Annotated in this window: 24 protein-coding genes and 1 tRNA gene; 9 read left to right on the top strand and 16 right to left on the bottom strand. The window is 64.7% G+C overall.

Features of this window, described 5'->3' with window-relative positions; all coding sequences use genetic code 11:
* Positions 1–4: 4 nt before the first annotated feature.
* Positions 5–889, top strand: coding sequence for a cytochrome P450 (locus tag Q2941_RS04675; protein ID WP_458191762.1), 885 nt, complete (start codon positions 5–7; stop codon positions 887–889).
* An 8-nt stretch (positions 890–897) separates the two neighbouring features.
* Complete coding sequence (locus tag Q2941_RS04670; protein WP_458191782.1) at positions 898–1,758, top strand: class I SAM-dependent methyltransferase; 861 nt, start codon at positions 898–900, stop codon at positions 1,756–1,758.
* Positions 1,759–1,900: 142 nt separating this feature from the next.
* Here Q2941_RS04670 and Q2941_RS04665 read toward each other — a convergent pair whose 3' ends face one another.
* The 13 genes from Q2941_RS04665 to pepT form a co-directional block, all read right to left on the bottom strand.
* Entirely contained in the window at positions 1,901–2,884 is a 984-nt protein-coding gene (locus tag Q2941_RS04665; RefSeq protein WP_458191761.1) for a cation diffusion facilitator family transporter, read from the bottom strand.
* Positions 2,885–2,886: 2 nt separating this feature from the next.
* Entirely contained in the window at positions 2,887–6,105 is a 3,219-nt protein-coding gene (locus Q2941_RS04660) for an efflux RND transporter permease subunit (RefSeq protein ID WP_458191760.1), read from the bottom strand.
* Positions 6,098–7,069, bottom strand: a complete 972-nt coding sequence (ihpB, locus tag Q2941_RS04655) for a divalent metal ion exporter adaptor subunit IhpB (RefSeq protein WP_027527439.1) — start codon at positions 7,067–7,069, stop codon at positions 6,098–6,100. The genes Q2941_RS04660 and ihpB overlap by 8 nt, the downstream gene beginning before the upstream one ends.
* Entirely contained in the window at positions 7,066–8,340 is a 1,275-nt protein-coding gene (gene ihpA / locus Q2941_RS04650; protein WP_254112154.1) for a divalent metal ion exporter subunit IhpA, read from the bottom strand. The genes ihpB and ihpA overlap by 4 nt, the downstream gene beginning before the upstream one ends.
* Positions 8,341–8,396: 56 nt before the next feature.
* A complete protein-coding gene (locus Q2941_RS04645) occupies positions 8,397–8,753 on the bottom strand; it encodes a hypothetical protein (protein ID WP_458191759.1) in 357 nt (118 codons plus the stop codon).
* A gap of 70 nt (positions 8,754–8,823) precedes the next feature.
* Positions 8,824–9,126: a hypothetical protein gene (locus tag Q2941_RS04640; RefSeq protein ID WP_458191758.1), complete on the bottom strand. Its 303-nt coding sequence runs from the start codon at positions 9,124–9,126 to the stop codon at positions 8,824–8,826.
* A gap of 277 nt (positions 9,127–9,403) precedes the next feature.
* Entirely contained in the window at positions 9,404–12,649 is a 3,246-nt protein-coding gene (locus tag Q2941_RS04635; RefSeq protein ID WP_458191757.1) for an efflux RND transporter permease subunit, read from the bottom strand.
* The gene (locus Q2941_RS04630) at positions 12,646–14,103 is read right to left on the bottom strand and encodes an efflux RND transporter periplasmic adaptor subunit (RefSeq protein WP_458191756.1); all 1,458 of its coding nucleotides are present in this window, start codon (positions 14,101–14,103) and stop codon (positions 12,646–12,648) included. Before Q2941_RS04630 ends, Q2941_RS04635 begins: the two co-directional genes overlap by 4 nt.
* Entirely contained in the window at positions 14,100–14,507 is a 408-nt protein-coding gene (locus Q2941_RS04625; RefSeq protein WP_027527435.1) for a FixH family protein, read from the bottom strand. The genes Q2941_RS04630 and Q2941_RS04625 overlap by 4 nt, the downstream gene beginning before the upstream one ends.
* Positions 14,508–14,623: 116 nt before the next feature.
* Positions 14,624–15,001: a hypothetical protein gene (locus Q2941_RS04620; protein ID WP_458191755.1), complete on the bottom strand. Its 378-nt coding sequence runs from the start codon at positions 14,999–15,001 to the stop codon at positions 14,624–14,626.
* Between the two features lie 67 nt (positions 15,002–15,068).
* Positions 15,069–15,683 carry a class I SAM-dependent methyltransferase gene (locus Q2941_RS04615; RefSeq protein ID WP_254112157.1) on the bottom strand — a complete coding sequence of 205 codons (615 nt, stop codon included), beginning with the start codon at positions 15,681–15,683 and terminating at the stop codon, positions 15,069–15,071.
* Positions 15,684–15,822: 139 nt separating this feature from the next.
* Entirely contained in the window at positions 15,823–16,023 is a 201-nt protein-coding gene (locus Q2941_RS04610) for a GDCCVxC domain-containing (seleno)protein (RefSeq protein ID WP_458191754.1), read from the bottom strand.
* A gap of 86 nt (positions 16,024–16,109) precedes the next feature.
* The gene (gene pepT / locus Q2941_RS04605) at positions 16,110–17,357 is read right to left on the bottom strand and encodes a peptidase T (RefSeq protein ID WP_027527432.1); all 1,248 of its coding nucleotides are present in this window, start codon (positions 17,355–17,357) and stop codon (positions 16,110–16,112) included.
* 344 nt (positions 17,358–17,701) lie between these two features.
* Here pepT and Q2941_RS04600 point away from each other — a divergent pair.
* A tRNA-Asp gene (locus Q2941_RS04600) sits at positions 17,702–17,778 on the top strand.
* Positions 17,779–17,876: 98 nt separating this feature from the next.
* Here Q2941_RS04600 and Q2941_RS04595 read toward each other — a convergent pair.
* From Q2941_RS04595 to Q2941_RS04585, 3 genes are all read right to left on the bottom strand, one after another.
* On the bottom strand, positions 17,877–18,080 hold the full coding sequence (locus Q2941_RS04595) for a hypothetical protein (RefSeq protein WP_254112159.1): 204 nt from the start codon (positions 18,078–18,080) through the stop codon (positions 17,877–17,879).
* A 125-nt stretch (positions 18,081–18,205) separates the two neighbouring features.
* Positions 18,206–19,501: a spinster family MFS transporter gene (locus Q2941_RS04590; RefSeq protein ID WP_027523790.1), complete on the bottom strand. Its 1,296-nt coding sequence runs from the start codon at positions 19,499–19,501 to the stop codon at positions 18,206–18,208.
* A 45-nt stretch (positions 19,502–19,546) separates the two neighbouring features.
* Positions 19,547–20,737, bottom strand: coding sequence for an aromatic ring-hydroxylating dioxygenase subunit alpha (locus Q2941_RS04585; RefSeq protein WP_027523791.1), 1,191 nt, complete (start codon positions 20,735–20,737; stop codon positions 19,547–19,549).
* A gap of 174 nt (positions 20,738–20,911) precedes the next feature.
* Here Q2941_RS04585 and Q2941_RS04580 point away from each other — a divergent pair, with 174 nt between their 5' ends.
* The 6 genes from Q2941_RS04580 to Q2941_RS04555 all read left to right on the top strand — a co-directional run bounded on the left by Q2941_RS04580 (position 20,912) and on the right by Q2941_RS04555 (position 26,459).
* Entirely contained in the window at positions 20,912–21,427 is a 516-nt protein-coding gene (locus Q2941_RS04580; protein WP_027523792.1) for a MarR family winged helix-turn-helix transcriptional regulator, read from the top strand.
* A gap of 194 nt (positions 21,428–21,621) precedes the next feature.
* Complete coding sequence (locus tag Q2941_RS04575; RefSeq protein WP_458191753.1) at positions 21,622–23,883, top strand: TonB-dependent siderophore receptor; 2,262 nt, start codon at positions 21,622–21,624, stop codon at positions 23,881–23,883.
* A gap of 22 nt (positions 23,884–23,905) precedes the next feature.
* Complete coding sequence (locus Q2941_RS04570; RefSeq protein WP_254112162.1) at positions 23,906–25,042, top strand: PepSY-associated TM helix domain-containing protein; 1,137 nt, start codon at positions 23,906–23,908, stop codon at positions 25,040–25,042.
* Positions 25,039–25,248, top strand: a complete 210-nt coding sequence (locus Q2941_RS04565; protein WP_254112163.1) for a hypothetical protein — start codon at positions 25,039–25,041, stop codon at positions 25,246–25,248. The genes Q2941_RS04570 and Q2941_RS04565 overlap by 4 nt, the downstream gene beginning before the upstream one ends.
* A 264-nt stretch (positions 25,249–25,512) precedes the next feature.
* A complete protein-coding gene (locus Q2941_RS04560) occupies positions 25,513–25,878 on the top strand; it encodes an NADH-quinone oxidoreductase subunit A (protein WP_008136158.1) in 366 nt (121 codons plus the stop codon).
* Complete coding sequence (locus Q2941_RS04555) at positions 25,869–26,459, top strand: NuoB/complex I 20 kDa subunit family protein (protein WP_027523794.1); 591 nt, start codon at positions 25,869–25,871, stop codon at positions 26,457–26,459. The genes Q2941_RS04560 and Q2941_RS04555 overlap by 10 nt, the downstream gene beginning before the upstream one ends.
* Positions 26,460–26,466 lie beyond the last annotated feature (7 nt).

Genomic DNA, 26,466 nt, shown 5'->3' with positions numbered 1-26,466 from the left:
GACGATGAGCGCCTACTTTACGGTGATCGGCCGGATTGGCGCCTTCGATCTGCTCGGCCTGCCGCAATCCGTGCCGCGGCCCGGGCGCGGCCGTCTGCGTCGGACGATGGCCTATTTCGAAGGGATCATCGACCAGATCATCGCAACGCGGCAATTGCGGCTTGCCGGCCTCTCTGCGGGCGAGGCGCCTTCCGATCTCCTGACGCTGCTGCTCCGCGCGCTCGATCCTGCGACCGGGCGCGCGATGTCGCTCGCCGAGGTCAGATCGAACATCCTGACCTTCCTGTCGGCGGGACATGAAACGACGGCCAACACGCTGGCCTGGTCGATGTTCCTCTTGTCACAAGCGCCGCATTGGCGTGCGCGTGTCCGAGAGGAGGCGGGGCGCGAACTGGCAGGGCCGGTCGAGGGGCTTGCGGAACGGCTGGTGGTGACCCGTGCCGTGGTCGAGGAGGCGCTGCGGCTCTACCCGCCCATCGCGGCGCTGAGCCGGATGGCCGAGGGGGCGGATACGCTCGGAGGCCTCAAGATCAAGCCGCGCTCCCTGATCGTGATCGCGCCTTACGTGCTGCATCGGCACCAGCTGTTGTGGCGGCAGCCCGACGCGTTCGATCCGTCGCGCTTCCTGACCGAGGCACGCGCGGCGATCCCGCGCTTTGCTTATCTGCCGTTCGGCAACGGGCCGCGCATCTGCATCGGGGCATCCTTCGCGCTCCAGGAGGCGACGATCGTGCTCGCGGCACTGGTGCATCGCTTCGACATGGAGCTGTTGCCGGACGCCAAAGTTTGGCCGTCGCAGAAAATTACGCTACGTCCTGCACACGGGCTGCCCATGCGTGTGACTGCGCGCAATTGCGAGGCGGAGGCAGCTTGCCAATGCGAGACATAGAGGCCGTGATGGAATTGCCAAGCGGACACGCAGAGAACGCCGACCAGATCGCCTATTGGAACGGACCGGGCGGGCAGCGCTGGGCCGATCGCCACGCGGTGCAGGAGACGCTGCTCGGGCCGATTGCAGACATCCTTATCGACCGGGCGAAGCCGAAGCCGGGCGAGCGCTTGCTGGATATCGGTTGCGGCTCCGGTGCGACCACCGTCGCATTTGCGAAGGCGGTGGCACCGAATGGCTTTGCGCTCGGGCTCGACGTGTCCGAGCCGATGCTGTCGCAGGCGCGTGCGCTTTCGCCAAAGAACCTGCCGCTCGATTTCGTGCTGGCGGATGCAACGGTCTATCTATTCGAGCCGGCGAGCTTCGATCTGCTCGCATCGCGCTTCGGCGTGATGTTCTTTGCCGACCCAATTGTCTCGTTCACCAACCTGCGCCGCGCGCTGAAACCTTCGGGGCGGCTCGCCTTCATCTGCTGGCGCGAGCCGCGCGAAAATCCCTGGATGATGACGCCGCTGATGGCGGTCTACAAACACGTGCCCAAGATGCCGCCGGTCGGCCCGGAGGACCCCGGTCCGTTCGCCTTTGCCTCGGAAGAGCGCGTGATGCGCATCCTGAAGGGCGCCGGCTTCGCGGACGTCGCCATGGAGCCGCATAACCTTGCGATGGACATCGCGATCGGTGGCGGGCTGGACGCGGCCGTCGACGGCTCTCTTCAAATCGGCCCCGCCAGCCGCGCGCTGCAAGGCCATCCGCCGGAGATCGTTGAGGCCGCCAAGGGCTCGATCCGCGAAGCGCTGGCGCCATTCGTCGAGGGGCAGTCGGTGGCGCTGCCGGGCGCGATCTGGATCGTGACGGCGAAGGCGGCGTAGCAACACGGCTTATCCGTATTCGTCATTGCGAGCGTAGCGAAGCAATCCAGAATCTTTCCGCGGACACGGTCTGGATTGCTTCGCTGCGCTCGCAATGACGGTGGGGATGCGGGTGTGCCCGTTGCCTCTAGACGACGCGCCGTCACACCACGTTGTCGGGCGCCAGCGCGCAGCCGTTGTCCTGGCCGGTCTCGATCTGGATCGTCGTGTGGCCGATCCGGTGCGAGGTTTTCAGGAGCTGCGCGGTCTCCATCAGGAAGGCGTCGCCGGGATGACCGCCCAGCATGACGAGATGACATGTCAGCGCCGTCTCCGTGGTGCTGATCGGCCAGACGTGCAGGTCGTGAATATCGGTGACGCCGGGCCGCTGCATCAGAAAGGCTTTGATGGCGTCGAGGTCGGTGCCGCGCGGCGCGGCGGCCATCGACATGTCGATCGAGCTGCGCAAGAGGCCGGTCGTGCTCCAGAGGATGACGGCGCAGATCAAAAGGCTCGCCAGCGGATCGAGCCAGAGCCAGCCGGTCCAGATGATCAGCGCCGCCGAGATAACCACGCCGAGCGAGACCGCGGCATCGCCAGCCATGTGCAGGAACGCGCCCTGGATGTTGATGTCGTCCTTGCGACCGCTCGCGAACAGCATCGCGGTCGCGCCGTTGATGAGGATGCCGATGCCGGCGACGATCATCACCGTGACGCCGGCGACCGGCTCGGGCTCGCGCAGGCGCAGGATCGCCTCCCAGCCGATCGCGCCGGTCGCGACCAGGAGGAAGACGGCATTCGCGAGGGCCGCAAGGATGGTCGAGGCGCGAAAGCCGTAGGTGAAGCGGCCCGTGGGCGCGCGCCTGGCCGCAACCGATGCACCCCAGGCCATGACGAGGCCGAGCACGTCGCTGAGATTATGGCTGGCGTCGGCGAGCAGGGCGGTGGAATTGGCGACGTAGCCGTAGACGCCTTGCGCGACAACGAGCGCGGTGTTCAGCGAGATGCCGATCGCAAATGCCCTGCCAAAACTTGCGGGCGCGTGGACATGCGCACCGTGGCCAAGGCCGTGGCTATGACCGTGGTCGTGCCCGGCATGGTCGTGGTGGTCATGGTGATGATGGCCGGCATGGTCGTGCTTGTCCACGTCTACCGCTCCCCGGAATCGGCGTGCGCCAAATCAGAACCCATTTTAGGCGTTTCGCGGACGCCGTCACGACGGAACAGCACGTAGAGTGCCGGCAGGACCAGGAGCGTCAGCACGGTCGAGGAGATGATGCCGCCGATCACGACGGTCGCGAGCGGCCGCTGCACCTCGGCGCCGGCGCCGGTCGCAAGCGCCATAGGCACGAAGCCGAGGGAGGCGACCAGCGCGGTCATCAGCACCGGGCGCAGACGCGTCAGGGCGCCTTCGTGGACGGCCAAGACGAGAGGCTTGCCCTCGCTCCGCAGCCGCTCGATGAACGCGATGATGACGAGGCCGTTGAGCACGGCGACGCCGGACAGTGCAATGAAGCCGACGCCGGCGCTGATCGACAGCGGGATGCCGCGCATCAGCAGCGCCGCGATACCGCCCGTGAGCGCCAGCGGCACGCCGCTGAAGACCAGCAGCGCATCCGCCGCCGACCCCATGCTCATGAACAGCAGGAGGAACACCAGCAGCAGCGCCACCGGCACGACGATGGTCAGCCGCTTGGTCGCCGAGACAAGCTGCTCGAACTGGCCGCCCCAGCCGATCCAGTAGCCGGGCGGCAGCTTGACCTTCTGCGCAACAGCATCCTGCGCCTCGGTGACGAACGAGCCCAGATCGCGCTCGCGGACGTTGGCCGCGACCACGACGCGGCGCTTGCCGTTCTCACGACTGATCTGGTTGGGACCCGGCGCAATCTCTACGGCGGCCACCGAGGAGAGCGGCACGTAGCGTAGCGGCGCGCCGGTTGTGCCCGCCCATGCCGTCCTGGTCAGTGCCGCACCCTCCGGTCCGGGCGGCAGGGAAATGGGAATGGCCTTGATCGCATCAAGGTTGGCACGCAGGTTTTCCGGCAGGCGAACGACGATATCGAAACGGCGATCGCCCTCGTAGAGTTTGCCGGCAGGCTTCCCGCCGACCGCGATCTCGACGACGCTCTGCACGTCGCCGACGCTGAGGCCATAACGCGACAAGGCTTGACGGTCGAGCTTGACGGTGAGTATCGGCAGGCCCGCGACCTGCTCGGTCTTCAGATCGGCTACGCCATTGATACCGCGCAGGACGGACTGCACCTGCTGCGCAATTCCAAGCAGGATGTCGAGATCGTCGCCGAATATCTTGACGCCGACGTCGCTGCGTACGCCCGCGATGAGCTCGTTGAAGCGCATCTGGATCGGCTGCGTCATGCCGTAGCTCGAGCCCGGCAGCGTGTTGGCGACGCGATCGAGCTCCTCGACGACATCAGCCTTGGACTTGCCGGGGGCCGGCCATTGCTCCCTGGGCTTCAGCATGACGTAGGTATCGGCAGCGTTGGGCGGCATGGGATCGTTGGCGACCTCCGCGGTGCCGAGCTTGGAGAACACGGTGGCGACCTCGGGGACCTCTTTGAGCGCGCGCTCGAGCCGGAGCTGCATCTCCACGCTCTGCGTCAGGCTGGTGCCGGGGATCCGAAGCGTCTCGATCGTCACGTCTCCCTCATCAAGGCTGGGAATGAATTCGCCGCCCATCCGGGTTGCCGCAGCCAGGCTGCCGGCAACGACGACGAAGCACGCGAGGGCTACGCCGACACGGTGACGGATGACCCGGTCGAGAAGCGGAACGTAGATCCGCTTCGCCGCTCGCATGAAGATATTTTCTTTCTCCGAGACCTTGCCGCTGACCAGGATCGCGATCGCGGCAGGAACGAAGGTGACCGACAGCAGGGCCGCGCCGGCCAGCGCCATCAGCACCGTGAGCGCCATCGGCGTGAACATCTTGCCCTCGGTGCCGGTCAAGGTCAGGACCGGGAGATAGACCACGGCGATGATCAGCGTGCCGAACAGGCTCGGCTGGATCACCTCGCTGGCGCCCGCCCGGATCGTCTCGGTCCGCTCCGTGACCGACAGCAGACGACCGCGCGTGTGTTGTTCCTGCGCAAGCAGGCGGAGGCAGTTTTCGACGATGATGACGGCACCGTCGACAATGATGCCGAAATCGATTGCACCCAGACTCATCAGATTGGCGCTGACTTTGGCTCCGACCATGCCGGTGATCGTCAGCAGCATCGAGAGGGGAATGACGCAGGCGGTGATCAGCGCCGCGCGGATGTTGCCGAGAACGAGAAACAGGACGGCAATGACGAGGGCGGCCCCCTCCAGCAGGTTCTTCTGAACGGTCTCGATCGTCGCTTCCACCAGATGCGTACGGTCATAGACCGCCCGCGCGACGACGCCGTCCGGCAGCGACTTGGCGATCTCGCCAAGCCTGGCCGCGATCCGCTGCGCGACCGAGCGGCTGTTCTCGCCGATCAGCAGCATCGCGGTGCCCAGCACGGTCTCCTTGCCGTCCACGGATGCCGCGCCGGTCCGCAGATCCTTGCCTTCCTGGACGTCGGCGACGTCGCGAACGCGAACCGGCACGCCGCCGCGGGAGCCGATCACGACGTCGCGGATCTCCTCGATCGTTGCGACCTGGCCGGGCGCGCGGACCAGATATTGCTCGCCGTTGCGCTCAATGTAGCCGGCGCCGACATTGGCGTTGTTGGCGGCGAGGGCGCTCAGCACATCCCGGAAGCCGAAATTGTAGGCCATCATCCGGCCCGGATTTGGAAGCACGTGGAATTGCCGTTCATAGCCGCCGATCGAGTTGACCTCGACCACCCCAGGAACGGTACGGAGCTGCGGCTTGATGATCCAGTCCTGGATGGTCCGGAGTTCGGTGGGCGTGTATTCGCGGCCGCTCGCGGATTTCGCGCCCGGCTCGGCACTGACCGTGTACATGTAGATTTCGCCGAGACCGGTCGATATCGGTCCCATCGCGACCTCGGTCCCTGCGGGCAGTTGATCCTTCACCTGCTGGATGCGCTCGCCCACGAGCTGGCGGGCGAAGTAGACGTCGGTGCCTTCCTGGAACACGACCGTGACCTGGCTCAGGCCATAGCGGGAGATCGAGCGCGTATAGTCGAGCCTTGGCAGGCCTCCCATGACGGTTTCGATCGGAAAGGTAATGCGCTGTTCGGCCTCGAGCGGAGACAGGCCTGGGGCGTTCGTATTGATCTGGACCTGGACGTTGGTGATGTCAGGGACCGCATCGATCGGCAGACGCGTGAAATTCCAGGCGCCGAAGATCGCGGCCACGAGCGAGAGGAGAACCACCAGCCAGCGCTGTTGAAGCGAGAAGGCGAGGATGCGTTCAATCATGATCGGCGTCTCCCTTGCCCATCTCCGCCTTCACGACGAAGCTGTTTTCGGCAACGTAGCGCTCGCCGGCCGACAGCCCCGCCTTGATCTCGACGTAGCGCGGATCGGACTCGCCGAGTTCGACCGGGCGGGCCTCGATCTTGTCGCCGTCCTCGCGGACGAAGACGATGGTCCGGTTTTCCAGCGTCTGGATGGCGCTGGCTCGAACCGCCACGGCGACGTTGCGCGCGGCGAGGATCAGCCGCGCGCTGACGAAGAGGCCCGGCCGCAGGCGTCCGTCGGCGTTCTCCAGCACGACGCGCGCCAGCGCGGTCTGGGTCTCGCTGACGCCGACCGGGGCCAGATAGGAGATCGCGCCCCTGATCTCGCCGCGGCCGTCGTCGGGATCGATCAGCACCTCGTCGCCGAGGCGCACGCGCTTGATGTCCTGGCGATAGATCGAGAGGTCGACCCAGATCGTGGAGAGATCGGCGACGACGAAGGCCGGCTTCTGCTCGGAGGCGTATTCGCCGAGCGAGATCTGCCGGTCGATGATCGTGCCGCCGATCGGCGCCTTGAGATCATAGGCCGTCAGGCTCTGGTTGCTTTCGATCGATGCCAGGAGGTCATCCCTGGCGACGGTATCGCCGATCCGCTTGCGGATCGATTTGGCGATGCCGGGGAAGCGCGGCGTCACCTGCACCACGGCCTCCTGGTTGGCGCGCAGCACACCGTTGAAGGAGAGGGTGTCGGTCAGCGTCGCGCTTGCGGCTTCCGCGAGCGCGACGCCCGCGGCGGCGAGCTTGACGTCGGAGATCCTGATGCGGTCGGCGCCATGCTCGTCCTGCTCGACATGCTCGTTCGCCGGCTTCTTCTCGTGCGCCTGCTCCGTCGTCTCGACCCTGGCGGGTGCGAGCATGGCATAGCCATAGGCGCCGAGCGCGGCGGTGATGAGAGCCACGAGGATGGTTGAGGATGTCTTCATCTGGCGCTCTCCCGGGCGAGCGTGAAGGGATTGCCGACGAGACCTTCGATGGTCGCGACCGCGGCGTGGAAATTTTGCTGCGCTTCCTGCTCGCGCAGCCGCGCCTGCGTCACGCTTGCCTGCGCATCGAGCACCTCGAGCAGCGTGAAGCGGCCCTGGCCGTAGCCCTGCGAGATCGCCTCGGCGGCCTCCTGGGCCTTCGGGATCGCGGTCTCGCGCAATATCGCGAGCTCGCGCAGCGATCCTTGCAGCGAGTCGTAGGCGCGGCCGGCAATCACGATCAACGCGTTGCGATTGGCTTCGCGCTCGGCTTTCGTCCTGGCGAGACTTTCCTGCGCCGAGAGGATGTTGCCCTGGTTCTGGTCGAACACGGGGATCGGCACCGAGACGGTGAGGCGTACCGCGTCGTCATTGGTCTCGTTGAAATGACGCCAGCCGGCGGCGATCCGGACGTCCGGATATGGCTTCAACCGCGCCAGCAGCAGCTCGGCATTTCGCTGGGCGTAGACTGCGGTCCAGCGCACAAGTTGCGGGTTGGCGTCGATCGCGGCAACCACCGACTGAAACGAGGGCGGACGGCCCATGGCGTCAAGCCGTCCGGAGACGTCGGCGAATTTCGGCGTGGGATCGCCCATCAGCAGGGCGAGCTCGCGCCGGGCGCTGGCAAGCGTCGCCTTGAAGCGCTCGCGGTCGGCCTTCACCAGCGCGGAGGCGACCTCGGCCCGGCCGGTCTCTGCGGGTGAAGACGCGCCGGCCTCGACACGGCGGCGGAGCAGGGGTGTCAGGCGATCGATCGCGGCGACCTGCTCGTCGAGGATCTGGATGCGGCGCTGGGCGCCGAGCACACTGAGGAAGGCGATCGCCGTCTCCGACAGCACCTCGAGCCTGACAGCCTTGCGCTGGATCGCGGCGACCTCGACACCGGCGCTACCCGCAGCGATGCGTGCCTCGCGCTTGCCGAACAACTCGAACGCCTGGCTGATCTGGAGCGTGGTTTCGGCCGATTTTGTCCCGCGGTAGATGCCGGAGCCGAAGGAATTGTCCTGCTCGTAGGAAAGCTCGGGATTGAGCAGCGCGCCCGCCTGGATGCGCTGGCCGGTGGCGATGCCGACGTCGCGCTCGGCGGCCGTCAGCCGTGGGCTGGCGGCCAGCGCGCGCGTCAGCGCGCTGCGCATGGTCAGGGTCTGGGCCTGCGCGGCCAGCATGAGCGGCCCGCCGATGAGAATCGCCGTCGCGCACGCCAAGCGCGCGGCAGTTCGCCTGCAAAACATGGAATCGACCTGTGAAGGATGAAGCTAGGAGGCGCGCGAGCGCCCGACCAATCCGTTCAGGCAATACGTTTGGGAGGCGGGGAGTCCGTATCGAGCACCACGCCGGCGATGGCAGGCAGGCGCGGTGGCTCGGGAGCGGCGACGAGAGCAGTCAGGGTCTCGGCCTGCGCCGGCTGCGCAACCGTCACCGAGAAGCAGCCATGGCAATGATGGCCGGCGAACGCCTTGTTATGGCCGGCGGCCCCGTCCAGCACGGAGGCGATCTCCGCCTTGCTGGAGGGGTTGGTCACATCGAGTTCGTGCGCGCCGTGCAGCAGGCACGACAGCAGGTAGATGGTTGCGACGAGCACGGCCAGCAGCCCGCGCAGATGGCGCGTGCGAAACATCCCGAATGGCCAGCGGATCGCGGACACGAGGTCACTCTCGTTGCGGTTCGTGTCCCGCCTAGCACGCCTGCGGGAACAGTGTCGACCCGCAACATTGTTACGTCCCGAGAATAAACGCCGCAGCGGCGACAGCCTGTCGCGATTGGTTCTCACGTGCGGGTGTGATCAGGACCTGCGCGTCAGGCTGATGCGATACGACGGTGTCGGCTGCCGCCGCCAGCTGCGGAACGGTGCAGCCATCACTCGCTTCGACCGTCACCGCGACGTGGCAGCTCGCTTCCAACGCCAGTTCCAGCCATTTGATGGCTTCATCGATCCATTGATCGTGGTGCTCGGGATCGGCGAGCGCCTTTTCCCGGAATGCGTTTGCCTGGTTCAGGCACGCCGTTCTGCGATCCACGCCGCTCTCCCGCTCCTGGAGGTTCCACCCCGATTCGCATCTTTGATGATCGCGAGATTGGCGTCGTTAACATAGGAGAGCCAAAGCTGCGCAAAAGCAGAAGGCCCCAGCTTCCCGGGGGGTGACCGGGCTCGGGCCTTTGTGCTCACAATCATCTTCCCTGGGACTTGCGCGGATGGCGACCGTGTCGGGCAACCCGCGCCTAGCGCCGTGGGCTCGGGTTTGGCGGGGACCGGCCAGCCTTGATCGTGGATGAATCGAAGGTCAGAGGCCGGCTTCATCGTGCGACGCCGCCGATCGCATGGCCGGTCGGTATCGGACTAGGCGCGGCTCGGCGCCTCTGTTCAGGTTCTGGAGTTAGCAGCGTAGCATCCGCGATATCGATTGGCGGCTGCACGTTTCCGCCGCCGCCGGACGGCAGCCCAAATCCCTTGATCAATCCGAAGATCGCGGGGATCACGATCAGCGTCAGCAGCGTCGACGAGATCATGCCCCCGATCATGGGGACCGCGATGCGCTGCATGATCTCGGAGCCCGTGCCGGTGCTCCACATGATCGGCAGGAGCCCGGCCATGATCGCCACCACCGTCATCATCTTGGGCCGGACGCGCTCGACCGCGCCTTCCATGATCGCCGCGTAGAGATCGTTGCGGGTCATTGTGCGACCCTCGCGGGCGCAGTGCGCCGTGGTTTTAGCGAAAGCCTGGTTGAGATAGATCAGCATGACGACACCGGTCTCGGCGGCCACGCCTGCAAGGGCGATGAAGCCGACGGCGACCGCGACGGAGAGGTTGAAGCCGAGCCACCACATCAGCCAGAGGCCGCCCACGAGGGCGAACGGCAGTGAGAGCATGACGATCATGGTCTCGGTGACCAAGCGGAAGTTGAGGTAGAGCAGGAGAAAGATGATCAGCAGCGTCACCGGCACGACGATCTTGAGCCGCGCAGTGGCGCGTTCCAGATATTCGTACTGTCCGCTCCAGACCACGTAAGAGCCTGCTGGAAACTGGATGCTCGCCTGCACCGCGCGCTGTGCATCAGCGACGTAGCCGCCGAGGTCGCGGTCGCGGATGTCGACATAGATGTAGGTCGCGAGTTGCCCGTTCTCGGTCCGGATCGATGTCGGCCCGCGCGCGGGCGTGGCGCTTGCAACCTCGCCGAGCGGGACGGCGCCGCCGGCCGGCATCGGGACGAGGATGTCGCTCTCGATCGCCTTCGGATTGTCACGAAGATCGCGCGGATAGCGCATGTTGACGGTGAAGCGCTGTCGGCCCTCCACGGTCGTCGTCACGGTTTGGCCGCCGAGCGCGGTCGCGATTGTGTCCTGCACGTCCTGCACCATGATGCCGTAGCGCGACAGCGCCTCCCGGTTCGGCGTGATTTCGAGGTAGTAGCCGCCGAGGCCGCGCTCGGCGTAGGCCGAAGAGGTGCCGGGGACCGCCTTCAGCACCTGCTCGACCTGCCGGGCAAGCTTGTCGATGCCGGCAAGGTCGGTGCCGATGACCTTGACGCCGATCGGCGTGCGGATGCCGGTGGAGAGCATGTCGATGCGCGCCTTGATCGGCATGGTCCAGGCGTTGGATACGCCGGGAAATAGCAGCGCCTTGTCCATCTCGGCGATTAGGCTGTCGATCGTCACCCCAGCGCGCCACTGCTCCTTCGGCTTGAGATTGACCACAGTCTCGAACATCTCTGGCGGCGCGGGATCGGTCGCGGTGGCCGCGCGGCCGGCCTTGCCGTAGACCGAGGCGACCTCAGGGAACGAGCGGATGATCCGGTCCTGGGTTTGCATCAGTTCGGCCGCCTTGGTCACCGAAATCCCCGGCAGGGTGGTCGGCATATAGAGCAGGGTACCCTCGTTTAGGTTCGGCATGAATTCGGTGCCGAGTTGCCGCGCCGGCCAGATCGAGGCGGCGAGCACGCCGATCGCGAGCAGGATCACCACTATCTTGGCGCGCAATACCCCCTTGATCACCGGGCGATAAATGAAAATCAGGAAGCGGTTGATCGGATTTCTGTGCTCCGGGATGATCCTGCCGCGGACGAAAATCACCATGAGCGCCGGCACCAGCGTGACGGACAGCAGCGCCGCCGCCGCCATCGCAAAGGTCTTGGTGAAGGCGAGCGGGCTGAAAAGCCGACCTTCCTGCTGCTCCAGCGTGAAGATCGGCATGAACGACGCGGTGATAATGAGGAGGCTGAAGAACAGCGCCGGGCCCACCTCCGATGCTGCGTCGATGAGGATCGCGACGCGCGAGCGGCCGGGCTCGGCGCGCTCCAGATGCTTGTGCGCATTCTCGATCATGACGATGGCGGCGTCGATCATGGCGCCGATCGCGATGGCGATGCCGCCGAGGCTCATGATGTTGGAGCCGATCCCGAGCAGCTTCATGGCCCCAAACGCCATAAGCACGCCGACAGGAAGCATCAGGATGGCGACGAGGGCGCTGCGGACGTGCAGCAGGAACGCGATGCAGACCAGCGCCACCACGATGCTCTCTTCGACGAGCGTGTGCCTGAGCGTCTCGATCGCCGCCTTGATGAGATTCGAGCGATCGTAGACCGGGACGATCTCGACCGATTTCGGCAGGCTGGTCGCGATTTCCTTGAACCGCTTCTTGACGCTCTCGATCACGTCGAGCGCGTTCATGCCGAAGCGCTGGAGCACGATGCCGCTCGCCACCTCGCCCTCGCCGTTGAGCTCGGCGATGCCACGGCGCTCGTCCGGCCCGAGCTCGACGCGGGCGACGTCGTGCAAGAGTACGGGCGTTCCGTTCTCGGCCTTCAACACGATGTTGCCGAGATCGTTGATACTCTTGAGGTAGCCTTTGCCGCGAATGACATACTCGAACTCGGAGAGCTCGACGGTGCGCCCGCCGACGTCGGCATTGCTGGCGCGGATGGCGTCGCGCATCTTCTGCATGGTGATGCCGAGATCGCGCATGCGCTGTGGATCGAGGATGACGTTGTACTGCTTCACGAAGCCGCCGACGCTTGCGACCTCCGCGACGCCTTCGGCCTTGGCGAGCGCGAATTTCAGATTCCAGTCCTGGATTGTCCTGGTGTCCGCGAGGTTCAGCTCCTTGGACATCACGGCGTATTGGTAGACCCAGCCGACGCCTGTCGCGTCCGGGCCGATCGTTGGCGTAACGCCGGCGGGCAGCCGGGGCGCTGCGCTGTTGAGGAATTCCAGCACCCGCGAGCGCGCCCAGTAGATGTCGGTCCCGTCCTCGAAGATGACGTAAACGAAGGAGACACCGAAGAAGGAGAATCCGCGCACCACCTTCGATTTCGGTACCGTCAGCATCGCGGTGGTGAGGGGATAGGTGACCTGATCCTCGATCACCTGGGGCGCCTGTCCGGGATATTCCGTGTAGACGATCACCTGGGTGTCGGAGAGGTCGGGAATGGCGTCCAGCGGCAGGTGGATCAGCGCATAGAGGCCTGCAGCGGCGGCGAAGCCCGTGCCGAACAGCACAAGGAGCAGGTTGCGCGCCGACCATGCGATGACGCGCGCGATCATGGCTTGCCTCCCACGGTCTTGTCGTCGGAGGGATCGGTACCTTGCGCCTTGCCAGGCTCGGTAAATCCCTTGAGCGCGGCTTTCAGGTTGCTCTCGGCGTCGATCAGGAAGTTGGCCGAGGTGACGACTAATTCGCCTGCGGTGACACCATCGGTGATTTCAACGAAGCCACCCCCGCGACGGCCGAGCTTGACCTCGCGCGGCTCGAAGCGGCCATCGCCCTTGTCAATCAGGACGGCTTGGCGCGTGCCGCTGTCGAGGACAGCACCTTCCGGCACTGCCAAGACCGGGCCGGGTGTGCCAGATTGAATCTCCGCGTCGACATACATTTCGGGCCGCAACACCTCATCCGGATTTGGTACTTCGACACGGATGCGAGCGGTGCGGGTCTGTGCGTTCAGGTGCGGATAGATCAGCGCCACCACTCCGGTGAAAGTCCGGTCAGCCAGAGCGCGCGGCCTGATCGTCACGTTGCTTCCAACGGAAACCTGACTGAGATCGCGTTCCGCGACGTCGATGACGACCCAGACCAGGCGGTGATCGGCGATCCTGAAAAGAACGTCGCCCGGTCCCGCGCGCATCCCGTTTACCGCGTTACGCTCGAGTATTTCGCCGTCCTGCGGAGCGATCCAGGGGATGGATAGCGAGATTTCGCGCGTGCGTTCGAGCTCCCTGATGGCCGACTCCGGCGTAGCGAGATTTTCCAGTCTGCGGCGGGCACCCTTGAGCGCTTGGCCGGTTGCGCCGGCATTAATGGCGGAAAGATATTCGGCAGCAGCACTGGATAGCGCCGGGCTGTACACGTTCATGAGCGGCTGCCCCTTATGGACATGGTCCCCAGTTGTGACGTTCGCGACGCTTTCGACGAATCCCTCGAAGCGCAGGGCGACCACTGAAACGCGCCGCTCGTCTTCCTGAACTCTTCCCGGTGCGCGGATCACCGACTTGACGGGGTGCTGCACGACCGGCTCGGATTTGACGCCTGTGCGCTGGATCTTGCCCGGCGACAGCTTGACCGTCCCGTCGTCGCTGTCGTCATCCTCGTAGACCGAGATGTAGTCCATCCCCATCGAGTCCTTCTTCGGCACCGGCGAGGTGTCGGGCAGGCCCATCGGGTTGCGGTAATATTTGATCTTGCGATCGCTCGTATGATCGCTGTTGGCGTCGGCAGCCTTCGTGTCCGAAGGCTGATCGGGCTCGTCGAAGCTGATATCCGCGCCGGCAGGCACGGCGCGGTAGTCGCGGCCATCCGGCGTCTTCTTTGGCGTGAGCGAGTAGAACGGCTTGCCGTCCGGATCCCGGAAATAGATCGGTGCGCCCGCATCTGCCGCGCGCGCGGCGGATGCAAGGTGGTCGGCGTCGAACTGCGGGCGCGCACCGATGCCGGCCAACAGCGCGACACCTGCCGCTGCGAGAATCGCAGCGGCAGTGCCCATGGCGGCGAGGCGGGTCATTTCTCGGCCGTAACGACGAGCTTGTTTTCCACCGTGCCGGTTTCGCCCTGCACCTTGGCGCCGAGCGAAAGCTGCCAGCGTCCGGCCATGCCAAAATTGGCCTTGAACCGGTAGGTCCCCGGCTCCGTGCCCGGCATTGCCGTGACCTTGGTGACCATCTCCTGCATGCCGTCCGGGGCCATGTCGAGCCGGCTGGCGAAGATCACCGCGTCGGGCACCGCCTTGCCGGTAGTCTTGTCGACCAGCCGCACCGTGACAATGCGATCGGCGCCGGCCTTGACCGTCGGCTGAACGAGCTGGAATTCGTAGTTCTTGATTTCGGCATGTGCCGTCAGGGTGGTTCCTGCGAAGGCAGCACCGATCAGCGCAGCCTTAGCGGCGCGCGCAACGTTGGAAGTCGTCATGATTTCAATTCCTCGATAGGTCTGGTGAGCCGCCACTGCGACGTGCAGCAAGGCGGCATGCGACGATGCGCGTGCCTCTGCAGGCATGCGTCAGCGATCAGGCGCTTCCGCGCCGGTCAGACGTCGGTTCGAGGAGGATGGTCGGGGGGCTTTGCCGCGAGCCCATCGCGCAGGAGATCATCGCGCGGCGCAAGCGCGTTCCGCCGCGGATTCCGCTCGATAAGCGAGCTCGCTCCGGAAGGAGCGGGGAGCGTGAGGTTCAGCATGCACAGCGCCACGAACGGACAGGTGTCGCAGTTCTTGCTCTTGGTCTGGTCCGGGCAGCAGGGCATGTCTTCGGACACAGCCTGCATGTCATCCGACATCACCTGCATGATATTGCCGGCGCCGCCGGACACCGGCATGGCAGATGCCGGCGTCGACAGCGGCGCGAGCAGAAGCCCGACCGCGACGAGCAGCATAACCAGGCCGTTGATGAACCGTTTTGGGTGCATGCGCGTTTGTTGCACGTCGTTGCGGAACCTGTAAACCGGGGCGACATCACGATGTCGACAAACGTGGTCAGCGCGGCGCTGCCTGCCCTTCATACATGAATGCCATCGGTTTCGGTCCCGGTGCATAGCCGAGATGGAGGTCTTCGACGGCGAATCCGTTGCTGCCGATCAGGTCGGCAATGGCGCGATTGAGATGGCAGCCGCCCGAGAGGCGCTTCCAGGGTGGGGTCAAACGATCCTGCCACCATTGCACGCGCGGCTCCGGCGCGCGGCCATGCTCGACGAACAGGAACTTTCCGCCAGGCCTCAGGACGCGCCGCGCTTCCAACAATGCGCGACTGACGTCCGGGATGCTGCACATGGTCCAGGTCGTCACCACCGTGTCCACGCTCGAATTCTCCAGCGGAATTGCCTCCGCCGAGCCTTCGATCAGCTCGAGCGGTGCCATGCTCTTTCGGCTGGCATCGCGCGCGATCTCCAGAAGCTTTGGTGACGGATCAAGGCCGATGACCTCGGTCACATCAGGCCCGTAGAACGCGAGATTGAGCCCGGGACCAATTCCGATCTCGAGCACGCGGCCGGTCGCGCCGGAGGCAACGCGTGTTCGATACGGCACGAGTTGGGCCTGGCGCATCGCCAGATGCGTCAGCCAAGGCACGATCCTGTCCTGGTAGAAGCCCATGCGAGATCCTCGGACGCTTGGCGCGGTCTAAGGCGCGATGAGATTTGGATGAATCGTCATCGCACTTTAGGTCATTGTTTGAGCATGATAACCGCTTCGCATTTTGCGCTAACGCGGCCCTTCGGGTCCGGATCATGGCTTAGGAACAGCAGTCACCCGCCTGGACGGGTGGACAGGGGACCGATCCGAACGAGCAGAATACGCAGCAATCGCCCACCTTCGGTTTCAGCCTCCTGCCGCAGCCCTTGCAGTCATAGAAGAACTGGCAGGCGTCCGTCGGCATGGCCTCGCGCATGCAATGGCCGCATTCCGGACAGGTGAGAGTCGATTCAAGCTGCATTCGCGATGAACTCCAGGGCCGGTCGTAAGTCCGGTCGTCCCAGCACCCGACAGCAATCGTCGTGGCCGCATCCAAGGCCGAACGGCCTACGCCCGTTCCTCCCAGATCATCGCGAGATGCACGATGGTCTGCACTGCCTTCTCCATGTCCTGCCGGCTGACCCATTCCAGCCGCGAGTGAAACGCGTGCTCGCCGGCAAAGATGTTGGGGCAGGGCAGGCCCATGAAGGAGAGGCGCGAGCCGTCGGTGCCGCCGCGGATCGCTGTGCGCATCGGGCGTAGCCCGGCGCGGCGGATCGCTTCGATCGCGTATTCGAGGATATGCGGGTGACGGTCGATCACCTGCTTCATGTTGCGGTACTGCTCGCGCACCTCGAACTTGTAGGTCGAGCGCGGATAGTCTTTCATGACATCCTTGACGATACCCTCGAGCAGCGTCTCCTTCTCCTTCAACCCTTCCTCGGTGAAGTCGCGCACGATGAAGGAGAGCGTGGCCTGCTCCAGCGCGCCGGAGATGCCGATCGGATGCAGAAAGCCCTGCTTGCCCGAGGTGGTCTCGGGCGAGCAGCCTTCCCTGGGCAGGCGCTCGACGATAGCGGCTGCGATCTTGATCGCATGCTCCATCTTGCCCTTGGCGTAACCGGGATGGGCGCTGACGCCGGTGATGGTGATGGTCGCGCCATCGGCCGAGAAGGTCTCATCCTCGACGCTGCCGGCGCTTTCGCCGTCCATGGTGTAACCGAAGTCGGCCCCGAGCTTCTTGAGATCGACATTGTCGACGCCGCGGCCGATTTCTTCATCGGGCGTGAACAGGATCTTGATGGTGCCGTGCTTCACGTCGGGATTGTTGATGAAGAAATGCGCGGCATCCATGATCTCGGCAACGCCGGCCTTGTTGTCGGCGCCCAGCAGCGTCGTGCCATCGGTGGTGACGATGTCGTTGCCGATCTGGTTCTTGAGCGCGGGATGCTCGGCGAAGCGGATCACCTGGGTGGGATCGGCTGACAGCGTGATGTCGCCGCCGCGATAATTCTTCACGACCTGCGGCTTGACGTCCTTGCCCGAGCAGTCGGGCGAGGTGTCCATGTGCGAGCAGAAGCAGATCACCGGCACCTTCTTGTCGGTGTTGGACGGGATCGTCGCATAGACATAGCCGTAGTCGTCGAGATGGGCGTCTTCGACGCCCATCTCCCTGAGCTCGGTGACGAGCACGCGGCCGAGATCCTTCTGCTTCTCGGTCGAGGGCGATGTGGGGGATTCGGGATCGGACTGGGTGTCGATGGTGACGTAGCGCAGGAAGCGCTCGGTCACGGTGTGGGTAAAGGTGAGGGGCATTTCTTCTCGTAACCGCCGGAGTCGGATGAGCTGGCGGTATACCAGAAAAGCGTCATTCCGGGGACCGCGTGTCGCCGCGCAAGGAGGCGTGATCAGGCTTAATGAAGCGTAGGCCTCGGATCGATTCCAGAAGTTCCCCCGGTGGCGGGCGGCCCGTCCGCGCGGGGATTGGGCGGCTTCCTGCCGCCCGACGATTCGGGACCCGGCTTGACGTTGGCATCCGGGGCTGGATTCGGTGAAGTCTCGCAGAAACACCCGATGTTTACAGGAGAGGCGCAACGTCCTTGACTTCACCAGATCGCGCCTTTAAGTCCCCCCTCGTTCCGCATGGCTTTGCCCAGCACGCGGGAGTAGCTCAGTTGGTTAGAGCGCCGGCCTGTCACGCCGGAGGTCGCGGGTTCGAGCCCCGTCTCTCGCGCCATTGAATCAATGGCTTAGCCCTAAATTCTCCACAAAACGCCGCAAATGAAAAGCCGCCCGAAGGCGGCCTTGACGTCTGTCCGAAACGGACCTTTTTCCTTACCGGATCTCCGACGTACCCGAGCTCGTCACCACCACCGGCTTGCCGGCCTTGATCGTGTGGGTGGCCTGGGCGGTCTCGCTGAGGTCGACGCTGGTCCGCGCCGCGATCCCGAAGGCTGCCACTGCGATACCGGCCACCAGCGCCACCACCACGATCTTCAGGTGTGTCGCACGATCGGCAGAGTGAATGGAGTGGTTCATCTGGGCCTCCCGACGGGCTTTCCCGCCCGTCTGTTGGCCCACCTTCTAAGGACGATCTGTTTCCGGATGGTTTCGCGCCTTCGGCAAAATGGTTTCATTTGCCAGGTTTCGTCCGGAGGGCCGTTTCAGGCCGCCGCCCGGGCAATATCGGTCCGGATCGTCCGGGCAGCCCGCAGGAAGAGGAGGGCACCCACGGTGGTCGTGACCGCCGCCGACAGCAGGGAGTAGCGGACGGCGTCCGCGCCGAAGCCGGCTTTCAGCGCGTCGTTGATCACGCCGACGATGAGCGGGCCAAGCCCCTGGCCGAAGCAGGTTGCGGTCAGGGCAATGAGGGCCGAGGCGAGCGCCCGCATGCTGGGCTTTGCCACCGTCTGCGCGATCGCAAAGATCGGCCCGAGATGAAAGCCGACCAGGAACGAGGTCAGCGCCAGCATCGCGACCATGGTCGCGAAATCCTGCGTCAGCATGCACAGCGCGAACACGGGGCCGGCCAGCCCCGAAGTCACCGCGGGTGCCCACAGCTTCCAGCGATCGTCGCGGCGGCTGACCTGCGCCACCACGAAGCCGCCGAGCAGCGTGCCCGCCATCCCGGCGAGCCCCTTGAAGGTCCCTGCATAGGTGCCGATCTCGGCGCTCGACAAATGGTGCACGCGCGCCAGGAACGGCGGGATCCACGCCGCGGTTGCGTAATTCGTATAGGTCGTGAGGCAGAAGCCGATCAGCACGACGATGAAGCTCTGCTGGGAGGCGAGAAAGCGCAGCGTCGGTCCGAGCGGCTCGGGCGTGAACGTTTCCTGCATGGCGCCGCGCTTCGGCTCGGAGATCGTCAGCCACAAGACGGCGGCAAGGAGGATGCCGGGCAGGCCCGCGACGTAGAAGGCCATGCGCCATCCATAGTGCTGGTTGACATAGCCGCCGACGAAATAGCCGAGGAACACGCCGAGATAGGTGCCGATGGCATAGATGCCGAGCGCGCGGGGCCGCTCATTCTTGGCAAAGAGATCGGCGACGATCGATTGCGAGGCCGGCGAGCCTGCGGATTCGCCGATGCCGACGCCAATCCTGGCAAGCGCCAGCGAGGTCACGCTCGTGGCCATACCGCACAGCGCCGTCATCGCGCTCCAGAACGCGAAGGCGAGCGCGACGATGTTGCGCCGGTTCAGCCGGTCGGCCATGCGCGCGATGGGAATGCCGAGCAGGGAATAGAACAGCGCGAAGCCGAAGCCAGCCAAAAGACCCATCATGGTGTCGCTGAGTTGAAACTCCTTCTTGATCGGCTCGATCAGGACGTTGAAGATGGTGCGATCGAGGAAGTTCAGCGCGTAGATGATGGTGAGCAGGCCCAGCACGTAATAGCGCCGCGCGGACGGCTTTGCGGCGGCGGCCGCCGGCGTCGGCACGTCTGACGTCACATCGACCATCGCTTCCCCCGATACGTCTATCTTGTTGTCGTTGGTACGTCTCGTCTAGGCGTCGCGGATGTAATTCCCTGCTTCGAATGCGACCGGCGGCGCGCTGCGATCGAAGGAGACTCCGATCGGGTCGCGGCCTGCGGCGAGTGCCTCGAGTTGATCGGTCAGCATGCGCCGGATCATCAGGATGCCGCGGTCGCTCTGGCCAAAATGCTCCTCGGAGTGGATGGTCACCGGGCCCTGGCCGACCTGAGCCTCATAGTCGCCGGGAAACTGCTGGTGCTCGGCCTCACTCATGTCCCACCAGAATTTTCCGTTGAACTTCGAGCGCATGCGGCCGATGTCGCCGGCATTCTTCACTCGGCCGGCGACATAAATGCGGAAAGAAATGTCGTCGATCGGGAGCACCCAGCCGATCGATTCGACGCGGGCGAACTGCGCGACGCGCGGGTTCGGCACGACGCGTAAGGTCGGCAGCGCCGCCTCGCTGACGCGGTAAAACACCTTGCCGTCGTCCTGCTTGCGCTCCGAACGCACGAGGACCCCGCGCGGCGATTTCTCGAACTTCACCTCCGGCATCGAGGCCATCATGTTGGTGAATTGCGGGCCCGAGAACGAGCCGTGCAGCACCGGCACGTGGTAGGGATCGACCACGTTCTCGAAATGCTGGAGCCAGTTGCAGGGGATGATGGCTGGTCCCCCGCCGCCGATCGAGGAATCATCGGCCTCGACGAGTTCACCCTCGTCCATGGTCTCCAGGCATTCATAAGCCGGCAGGACCGGGCGTTTCTCGGCGGGGCCCATATAGGCGAAGATCAGCCCGTAGCGTTCCTGGACCGGATACCAGGGCTGGCGCACCTTGTCCTTGAACTGCCCGCCGTCGGGCTCGCAGGGTTGCTCGAGGCAGTGGCCTTGCGCGTCGAACTTCCAGCCGTGATAGCAGCAGCGGATGCCGTCCTCCTCGACCTTGCCGTAATACAGCGTGGTGCCGCGGTGGCAGCAGCGTGCGTGCAGCAGGCCGGGCCGGCCATGCTTGTCGCGGAACAGGACGAGGTCCTCGCCGAGCGCGCGGACTTTCCTGGGCGTATCGGTGGCGTCACTAACGAGACCGACGGGGTGCCAGTAGCGGCGGAGCAGTTCGCCCATCGGCGTGCCGCGCGCGACCGAAGTCAGCTCGGTGCGCGTGCTTGCTTCCCGCATCGCGTAGGCCGTGCCGAGATCGCGATCCCGCTGGGTGATGGTCATGATGCTCCTCCCGCCTGCGGCTCGTCGGCCGCCAGGTCGTGTTCTTGCCCGTTGAGGCAGTCAACGATAGATCGATGACAGTGTCAACGATCTTGCGAATGCCTCTGACAATCATTTTAACCACCGGTCCTTGCGCCCCTTGGCAGGCCGTTTGTTTGTTGGCAGAGGTGGCGCATGAGCCAGAAGCCGAGCAGGGGCGGGCGAATGCCGCCTGACGTTGAGGACGAGGCGCCGCCGGCACCGATCACCGTGATGCTGTCGTCGCGGCTGATGGTGCTCGCCAATCTGCTCAGGCGCGGCGCCATCCTCCGCTACAAGCGTCTCGTCGGACTGAATTCGGTGGAGTTCGGTCTCGTCGCCTCGCTCGGCCGGCGTCCGCCGATGAGCGTGGCGCGGCTCGCCGAAGCCGTCGGTCAGGACAAGGGGCAGATCAGCCGCGCACTCGCGGGCCTGTCGTCACGCAAGCTGATCGCGAAAACGGCCAATCCGCACGACAGTCGCGAAGTGCTGATCTCGCTGACCAAGGCGGGACTCGCCGCCCATGACGCGATCGTTGCCAGCGCGCAGGAGCGCAATCGGCGCCTGCTTGAGCAATTGAGCAAGGACGAGCTCGATACGCTGCTGGTGCAGATCGATCACCTGACGGTCACCGCCGAAGCGATGTTAGAGGCGGAAAAGGATCCCGACTGATCGCCGCGCCGATTTTCGAAGCGCCCATTTTGGAAGAGTTCTTGGAGGATCTCTAAGAAATTTTCTAAGAGGTATTCAATTAGGTTTCCCGCACGCGCGCGCTTAAGCGTCGCCGCAACGCATGTCGTCATTCGCACTGACGGCATGGAACAACAAACGTTGCAGGTTGGGGTGGTGCGTTGAACTGTCTTGGAATGCTGCGGTCGGCGGGACTTGCGACCGCGTCCGCTTTGGTGCTGTTGCCGCAAGTTTCGATCGCTCAATCCTCGGGATCCTCGTCGCAGAGCGGTGCGCAAGCCTTGCCGCCGGTTACCGTGGCTTCGCCTGAGCCCCGCCGCCGCGCGGCCGCCGCGGCGCCGCGTCGAACGCCGCGCGCGGCGGCGCAGAGCGCGAGCGAGAGAAAGCCGCAGCCTGAGCGCAACGTCGGATTCGTCGAGACGCCGCGCGGTCCGGTCCACGGCTATGTCGCTAACCGCAGCTCGTCCGGCACCAAGACCAACACGCCGATCATGGAGACGCCGCAATCGGTGTCGGTCATCGGCGCCGAAGAGATCCGCGACCAGAAGCCGAACAAGCTGGATGAGGTGCTGCGCTATTCGGCGGGCGTGCGCGCCGGAACCTTCGGTGCCGACACCCGCAATGACTGGTGGCTGATCCGCGGCTTCAAATCCGACGATGTCGGCCTGTTCCTCGACGGCATGCAGCTCTTCTACACGTCCTATGCAAGCTGGAAGCTCCAGCCCCTCAACATGGAGCGCGTCGAGGTGCTGCGCGGTCCCTCGGCAGTGCTCTATGGCGCCTCGAGCCCGAGCGGCATCGTCAACGTCATCAGCAAGATGCCGCCCAGCGAGCCGATCCGCTACATCGAGACCGGCGTCAACAATTTCGGCAACGCCTATGTCGGCTTCGATGTCGGTGGTCCCGTCGCGACGAGCCCTGAGAACGGAAAGCTGTTCTATCGCGTCGTCGGTCAGGTCCAGAACGGCGGCACCCAGGTCGACTTCACGCCCGACAACAACTACTTCATCGCGCCGTCGGTCACCTGGAAACCGGATGCCGACACGACGTTCACCGTCCTGGCTTCGGCGTCGAAGCAGGATACCCGCGGCATCAACTTCCTGCCGTATCAGGGCACGGTGACCAACGCAGCGTTCGGCCGCATCCCGACGAGCACGTTCCTCAGCGATCCCAGCATCGACAAGTTCACGCGCGAGCAGGAGATGCTCGGCTATCAGTTCGAGCGCAATCTCAACGACAGCCTGACCTTCCGGCAGAATGCGCGGTTTGCGCATGTCGACGTGACCTATCGCGGCCTCGTCGCCAACGGCTATTCCAACGCCACGACGGGCGATATCGCGCGCTACAATTGGTATGCGAAGGACACCGCCAACCAGGCCAATCTCGACAACCAGTTGGAGTATCGTTTCGACACTGGCCTGTTGAAGCACACGATGCTGTTCGGCGTCGATTTGCGGGGCTACCAGATCGACGACTACCAGCAGTTCCAGTTCGGCACCACGCCGTCGATCAATGTCTTCAGTCCGGTCTACGGTCTCAATGTGCCATTTACGAACGGGCCGTTCCGCAACTTCCTGATCACGCAGAAGCAGGCCGGCACTTACCTTCAGGACCAGATCAAGCTCGGCAATTTCACGCTCGTGGTGAGCGGCCGCAATGATTGGGTCGAGACGACCCAGGCCGCTCGCGACACGGGGGCCATAGTCGCCAGCCGCGATGACAGCAGGTTCAGCGGGCGCGCGGGCCTCATCTACAATTTCGACAACGGCCTTGCGCCCTACGTGTCCTATGCGACGAGCTACAATCCGGTCATTGGCCTCAATGCCAACAACCAGTTGCTCCTGCCGGAAACCGGCAAGCAGGTCGAGGTCGGCCTGAAGGTGCAGCCGAAGTGGTTCGACGGTTACTTCACGGTCTCGGCCTTCGACCTGAAGCGTCAGAACGCGCTGACCACCGATCCGTCAAATGCGCTGTTGCAGAACCAGACCGGCGAGGTCACCTCGCGCGGCATCGAGCTCGAGGCGGTAGCCAATGTCACGAAGGAGTTGAAGCTGATCGGCGCCTTCACCAGCTATCATCTCTTCACCAGCAAGGATCTCGATTCATCGCTAATCGGCAAGACGCCGACCAACACGCCTGAGCTCCTGGCCTCGGGCTGGGCCGACTACACGTTCAAGGAGGGACCGCTGGCGGGGTTCGGCTTCGGCGGGGGCGTGCGCTATGTCGGCTCGTCCTGGGCTGACACCGCCAGCACGCTCGAGGTTCCCGCCGTCGTGCTCGGCGATCTCGCGCTTCACTACGAATGGCAGAATTGGCGCACCGCGCTGAACGTGATCAACGTGACCGACAAGATCTATGTCGCCAGTTGTGCGTCGGTGACGTCCTGCTTCTACGGCGATCGCCGGCGCGTCACAGCCAGCGTGTCGTACAAATGGTGAGGGCAGGCGAGGGGATCGCGTCGTGAAGGCGCGCACCGTCAGGGTCTGGTCCGTGGTCCACACCTGGACCAGCCTGATCTCGACCGTGTTCCTGCTCCTGCTCTGCCTGACCGGCCTGCCGCTGATCTTCCATCACGAGATCGATGAGCTTCTGGGCTATGCCCCCCGCCCCGAAGCTCATGCGGGCGCGGCGCGTGCGACCACCCAGGAGGTCGCCGACGCCGCGCTTGCAGCCGATCCGGGGCGGGTGCTGCAGTATATCTCCTGGGACAAGGACGAACCCGGGATCGTGTTCGCATTCACCAATAGCGCGCCGGACGGCCCGCCGGACAATGCCACCGTGCGTGCCGTCGATGCGGTCTCGGCCAGGCTGCTCGGACCCGTCGGCGTCGGGCCGATGCTGATCGTGCTCAAACTGCACACGGACATGTTCGCCGGCCAGGCCGGAAAGCTGTTTCTCGGCGCGATGGGGCTCATGTTCGCGGTCGCGATCATCTCCGGCGTGGTGCTGTACTGGCCGTTCACCCGCCGCCTGCGCTTTGCGACCATCCGCGCTTCCGCCGCGCGCCGCGTGGTCTGGCTCGACTGGCATAATCTGATCGGCGTGGTGACGGTTGTCTGGGCGCTGGTGGTCGGGCTGACCGGTGTGATCAACACCTGGGCCGAGCTGATGCTCGATCAATGGAAGGCGACCGAACTGGCGAGCATGGTCGGGCCCTATGCCGGCAAGCCGCCGCCGCTGCGTCTGGCCTCGCTTGACGGCGTCGTCGCCCGCGCCAGGGCGGCCGCACCCGGCATGGACATCGCCTTCATCGCCTTCCCGGGCACCCCGTTCACGTCATCGCACCATTTCGCGGCGTTCATGCGCGGCGATACCGCGCTTACGGCGCGCCTGCTGAAGCCTGTGCTGCTGGACGGGGAGACCGGGGAGGTCGCCGACAGCCGGGCGCTGCCGGTCTATCTCCAGGCGCTCTTGATTTCGCAACCGCTGCATTTCGGCGACTATGGCGGTATGCCGCTGAAGGTGATCTGGGCCGCGCTCGACGTGCTCACGATGATCGTGATCGGCAGCGGCCTCTACCTTTGGCTGGCGCGGCGGCGGAAGCGGGGACCCGCCCGCGCCGACGCATTCGCCAAACGAGCCCCGGTCCCGTCATGATGCATGGCTCGTCCGGCCGCTGGCGTCCGTGGATACGGGTCTTCGGCGCGCCGATTCTGATTGCGGTGGCGACCTCGATCGGCCTGTTGGCGGCGCTGCTCTGGGGCGAGATCGGCAAATATGTCGCTTGGGTGACGGTCGGCTTTCCCGTGCTCGTCATTCCCTGGGCCTGGCTGCGCCGCGGCAGGACAGCAAAGCCGTCCTAGACACCCCGAGACGCGGTCCGACGTGCTCCGCGCGGAGCATCCGCCGACGGCGGGGAGACTGACATGGATGCCCTTGCTGGGGCGGCCGTTCTGCTCCATACCAACCGCGGGGCGATTCCGGGATTACCACTGTTCTGGGGGCGGCAAAGGGCCTAAAAACAGCGCGTCTTGCACCCTTTGGTGCACTGCGCTAAGGCTCAGAACAATTCCAAATTGGGACGAATCCGCGAGCCACCCGAGGCTTGCGGGAAAAAGGGCTCGCCAATGAGCGGCATTCTGCAGAACTATCTTCCACTTGTGGTCTTTATAGGGGTAGCGGGCCTGATTGGCCTCGTGCTGCTGATCGCGCCCTTCATCGTGGCGTTCCAGCAGCCGGATCCGGAAAAGCTGTCGGCGTATGAGTGCGGTTTCAACGCCTTCGACGACGCCCGGATGAAGTTCGACGTCCGCTTCTACCTGGTCGCCATCCTCTTCATCATCTTCGACCTCGAGGTGGCGTTCCTGTTCCCCTGGGCGGTAGCGTTCGGCAAGCTTGGTGCGACAGGCTTCTGGTCCATGGTGGTGTTCCTCGCCGTGCTGACGGTGGGGTTTGCCTATGAATGGAAGAAAGGGGCACTCGAATGGGATTGAACCCTGCCACACAGTCCTCCGGTCCGGTTCTAGCGCCGGCCCCCAAGGGCATTCTCGACCCGTCGACCGGCAAGCCGGTCGGAGCCAATGATCCGTTCTTCCTCGAGGTCAATCACGAGCTGTCCGACAAGGGCTTCTTCGTTGCGGCCACAGACGATCTGATCACCTGGGCGCGCACGGGCTCGCTGATGTGGATGACCTTCGGTCTCGCCTGCTGCGCGGTCGAGATGATGCAGGTCTCGATGCCGCGCTACGACGTCGAGCGCTTCGGCTTTGCGCCACGTGCCTCGCCGCGCCAGTCCGACGTGATGATCGTCGCAGGCACCCTGACCAACAAGATGGCCCCGGCGCTGCGCAAGGTCTACGACCAGATGCCAGAGCCGCGCTACGTCATCTCCATGGGCTCCTGCGCCAATGGCGGCGGCTACTATCATTATTCCTACTCGGTCGTGCGCGGTTGCGACCGCATCGTGCCGATCGACATCTACGTGCCGGGCTGCCCGCCCACGGCGGAAGCGCTGCTCTATGGCGTGCTGCTGTTGCAAAAGAAGATCCGGCGCACCGGCACCATCGAACGCTAAGGTTTTA

Source organism: Bradyrhizobium sp. UFLA05-153 (genome assembly GCF_054185185.1).
The sequence above is the reverse complement of the archived record's forward strand: the minus strand, read 5'-3'. Positions and strand labels throughout refer to the sequence as shown.

Coding starts and splice junctions, on each gene's coding strand:
- Q2941_RS04675 (WP_458191762.1), top strand. CDS start 5: ATGAGCGCCTACTTTACGGTGATCGGCCGGATTGGCGCCTTCGATCTG.
- Q2941_RS04670 (WP_458191782.1), top strand. CDS start 898: ATGGAATTGCCAAGCGGACACGCAGAGAACGCCGACCAGATCGCCTAT.
- Q2941_RS04660 (WP_458191760.1), bottom strand. CDS start 6,105: ATGATTGAACGCATCCTCGCCTTCTCGCTTCAACAGCGCTGGCTGGTG.
- ihpB (WP_027527439.1), bottom strand. CDS start 7,069: ATGAAGACATCCTCAACCATCCTCGTGGCTCTCATCACCGCCGCGCTC.
- ihpA (WP_254112154.1), bottom strand. CDS start 8,340: ATGTTTTGCAGGCGAACTGCCGCGCGCTTGGCGTGCGCGACGGCGATT.
- Q2941_RS04635 (WP_458191757.1), bottom strand. CDS start 12,649: ATGATCGCGCGCGTCATCGCATGGTCGGCGCGCAACCTGCTCCTTGTG.
- Q2941_RS04630 (WP_458191756.1), bottom strand. CDS start 14,103: ATGACCCGCCTCGCCGCCATGGGCACTGCCGCTGCGATTCTCGCAGCG.
- Q2941_RS04625 (WP_027527435.1), bottom strand. CDS start 14,507: ATGACGACTTCCAACGTTGCGCGCGCCGCTAAGGCTGCGCTGATCGGT.
- Q2941_RS04620 (WP_458191755.1), bottom strand. CDS start 15,001: ATGCACCCAAAACGGTTCATCAACGGCCTGGTTATGCTGCTCGTCGCG.
- Q2941_RS04615 (WP_254112157.1), bottom strand. CDS start 15,683: ATGGGCTTCTACCAGGACAGGATCGTGCCTTGGCTGACGCATCTGGCG.
- Q2941_RS04610 (WP_458191754.1), bottom strand. CDS start 16,023: ATGCAGCTTGAATCGACTCTCACCTGTCCGGAATGCGGCCATTGCATG.
- pepT (WP_027527432.1), bottom strand. CDS start 17,357: ATGCCCCTCACCTTTACCCACACCGTGACCGAGCGCTTCCTGCGCTAC.
- Q2941_RS04595 (WP_254112159.1), bottom strand. CDS start 18,080: ATGAACCACTCCATTCACTCTGCCGATCGTGCGACACACCTGAAGATC.
- Q2941_RS04590 (WP_027523790.1), bottom strand. CDS start 19,501: ATGGTCGATGTGACGTCAGACGTGCCGACGCCGGCGGCCGCCGCCGCA.
- Q2941_RS04585 (WP_027523791.1), bottom strand. CDS start 20,737: ATGACCATCACCCAGCGGGATCGCGATCTCGGCACGGCCTACGCGATG.
- Q2941_RS04580 (WP_027523792.1), top strand. CDS start 20,912: ATGAGCCAGAAGCCGAGCAGGGGCGGGCGAATGCCGCCTGACGTTGAG.
- Q2941_RS04575 (WP_458191753.1), top strand. CDS start 21,622: ATGCTGCGGTCGGCGGGACTTGCGACCGCGTCCGCTTTGGTGCTGTTG.
- Q2941_RS04565 (WP_254112163.1), top strand. CDS start 25,039: ATGATGCATGGCTCGTCCGGCCGCTGGCGTCCGTGGATACGGGTCTTC.
- Q2941_RS04560 (WP_008136158.1), top strand. CDS start 25,513: ATGAGCGGCATTCTGCAGAACTATCTTCCACTTGTGGTCTTTATAGGG.
- Q2941_RS04555 (WP_027523794.1), top strand. CDS start 25,869: ATGGGATTGAACCCTGCCACACAGTCCTCCGGTCCGGTTCTAGCGCCG.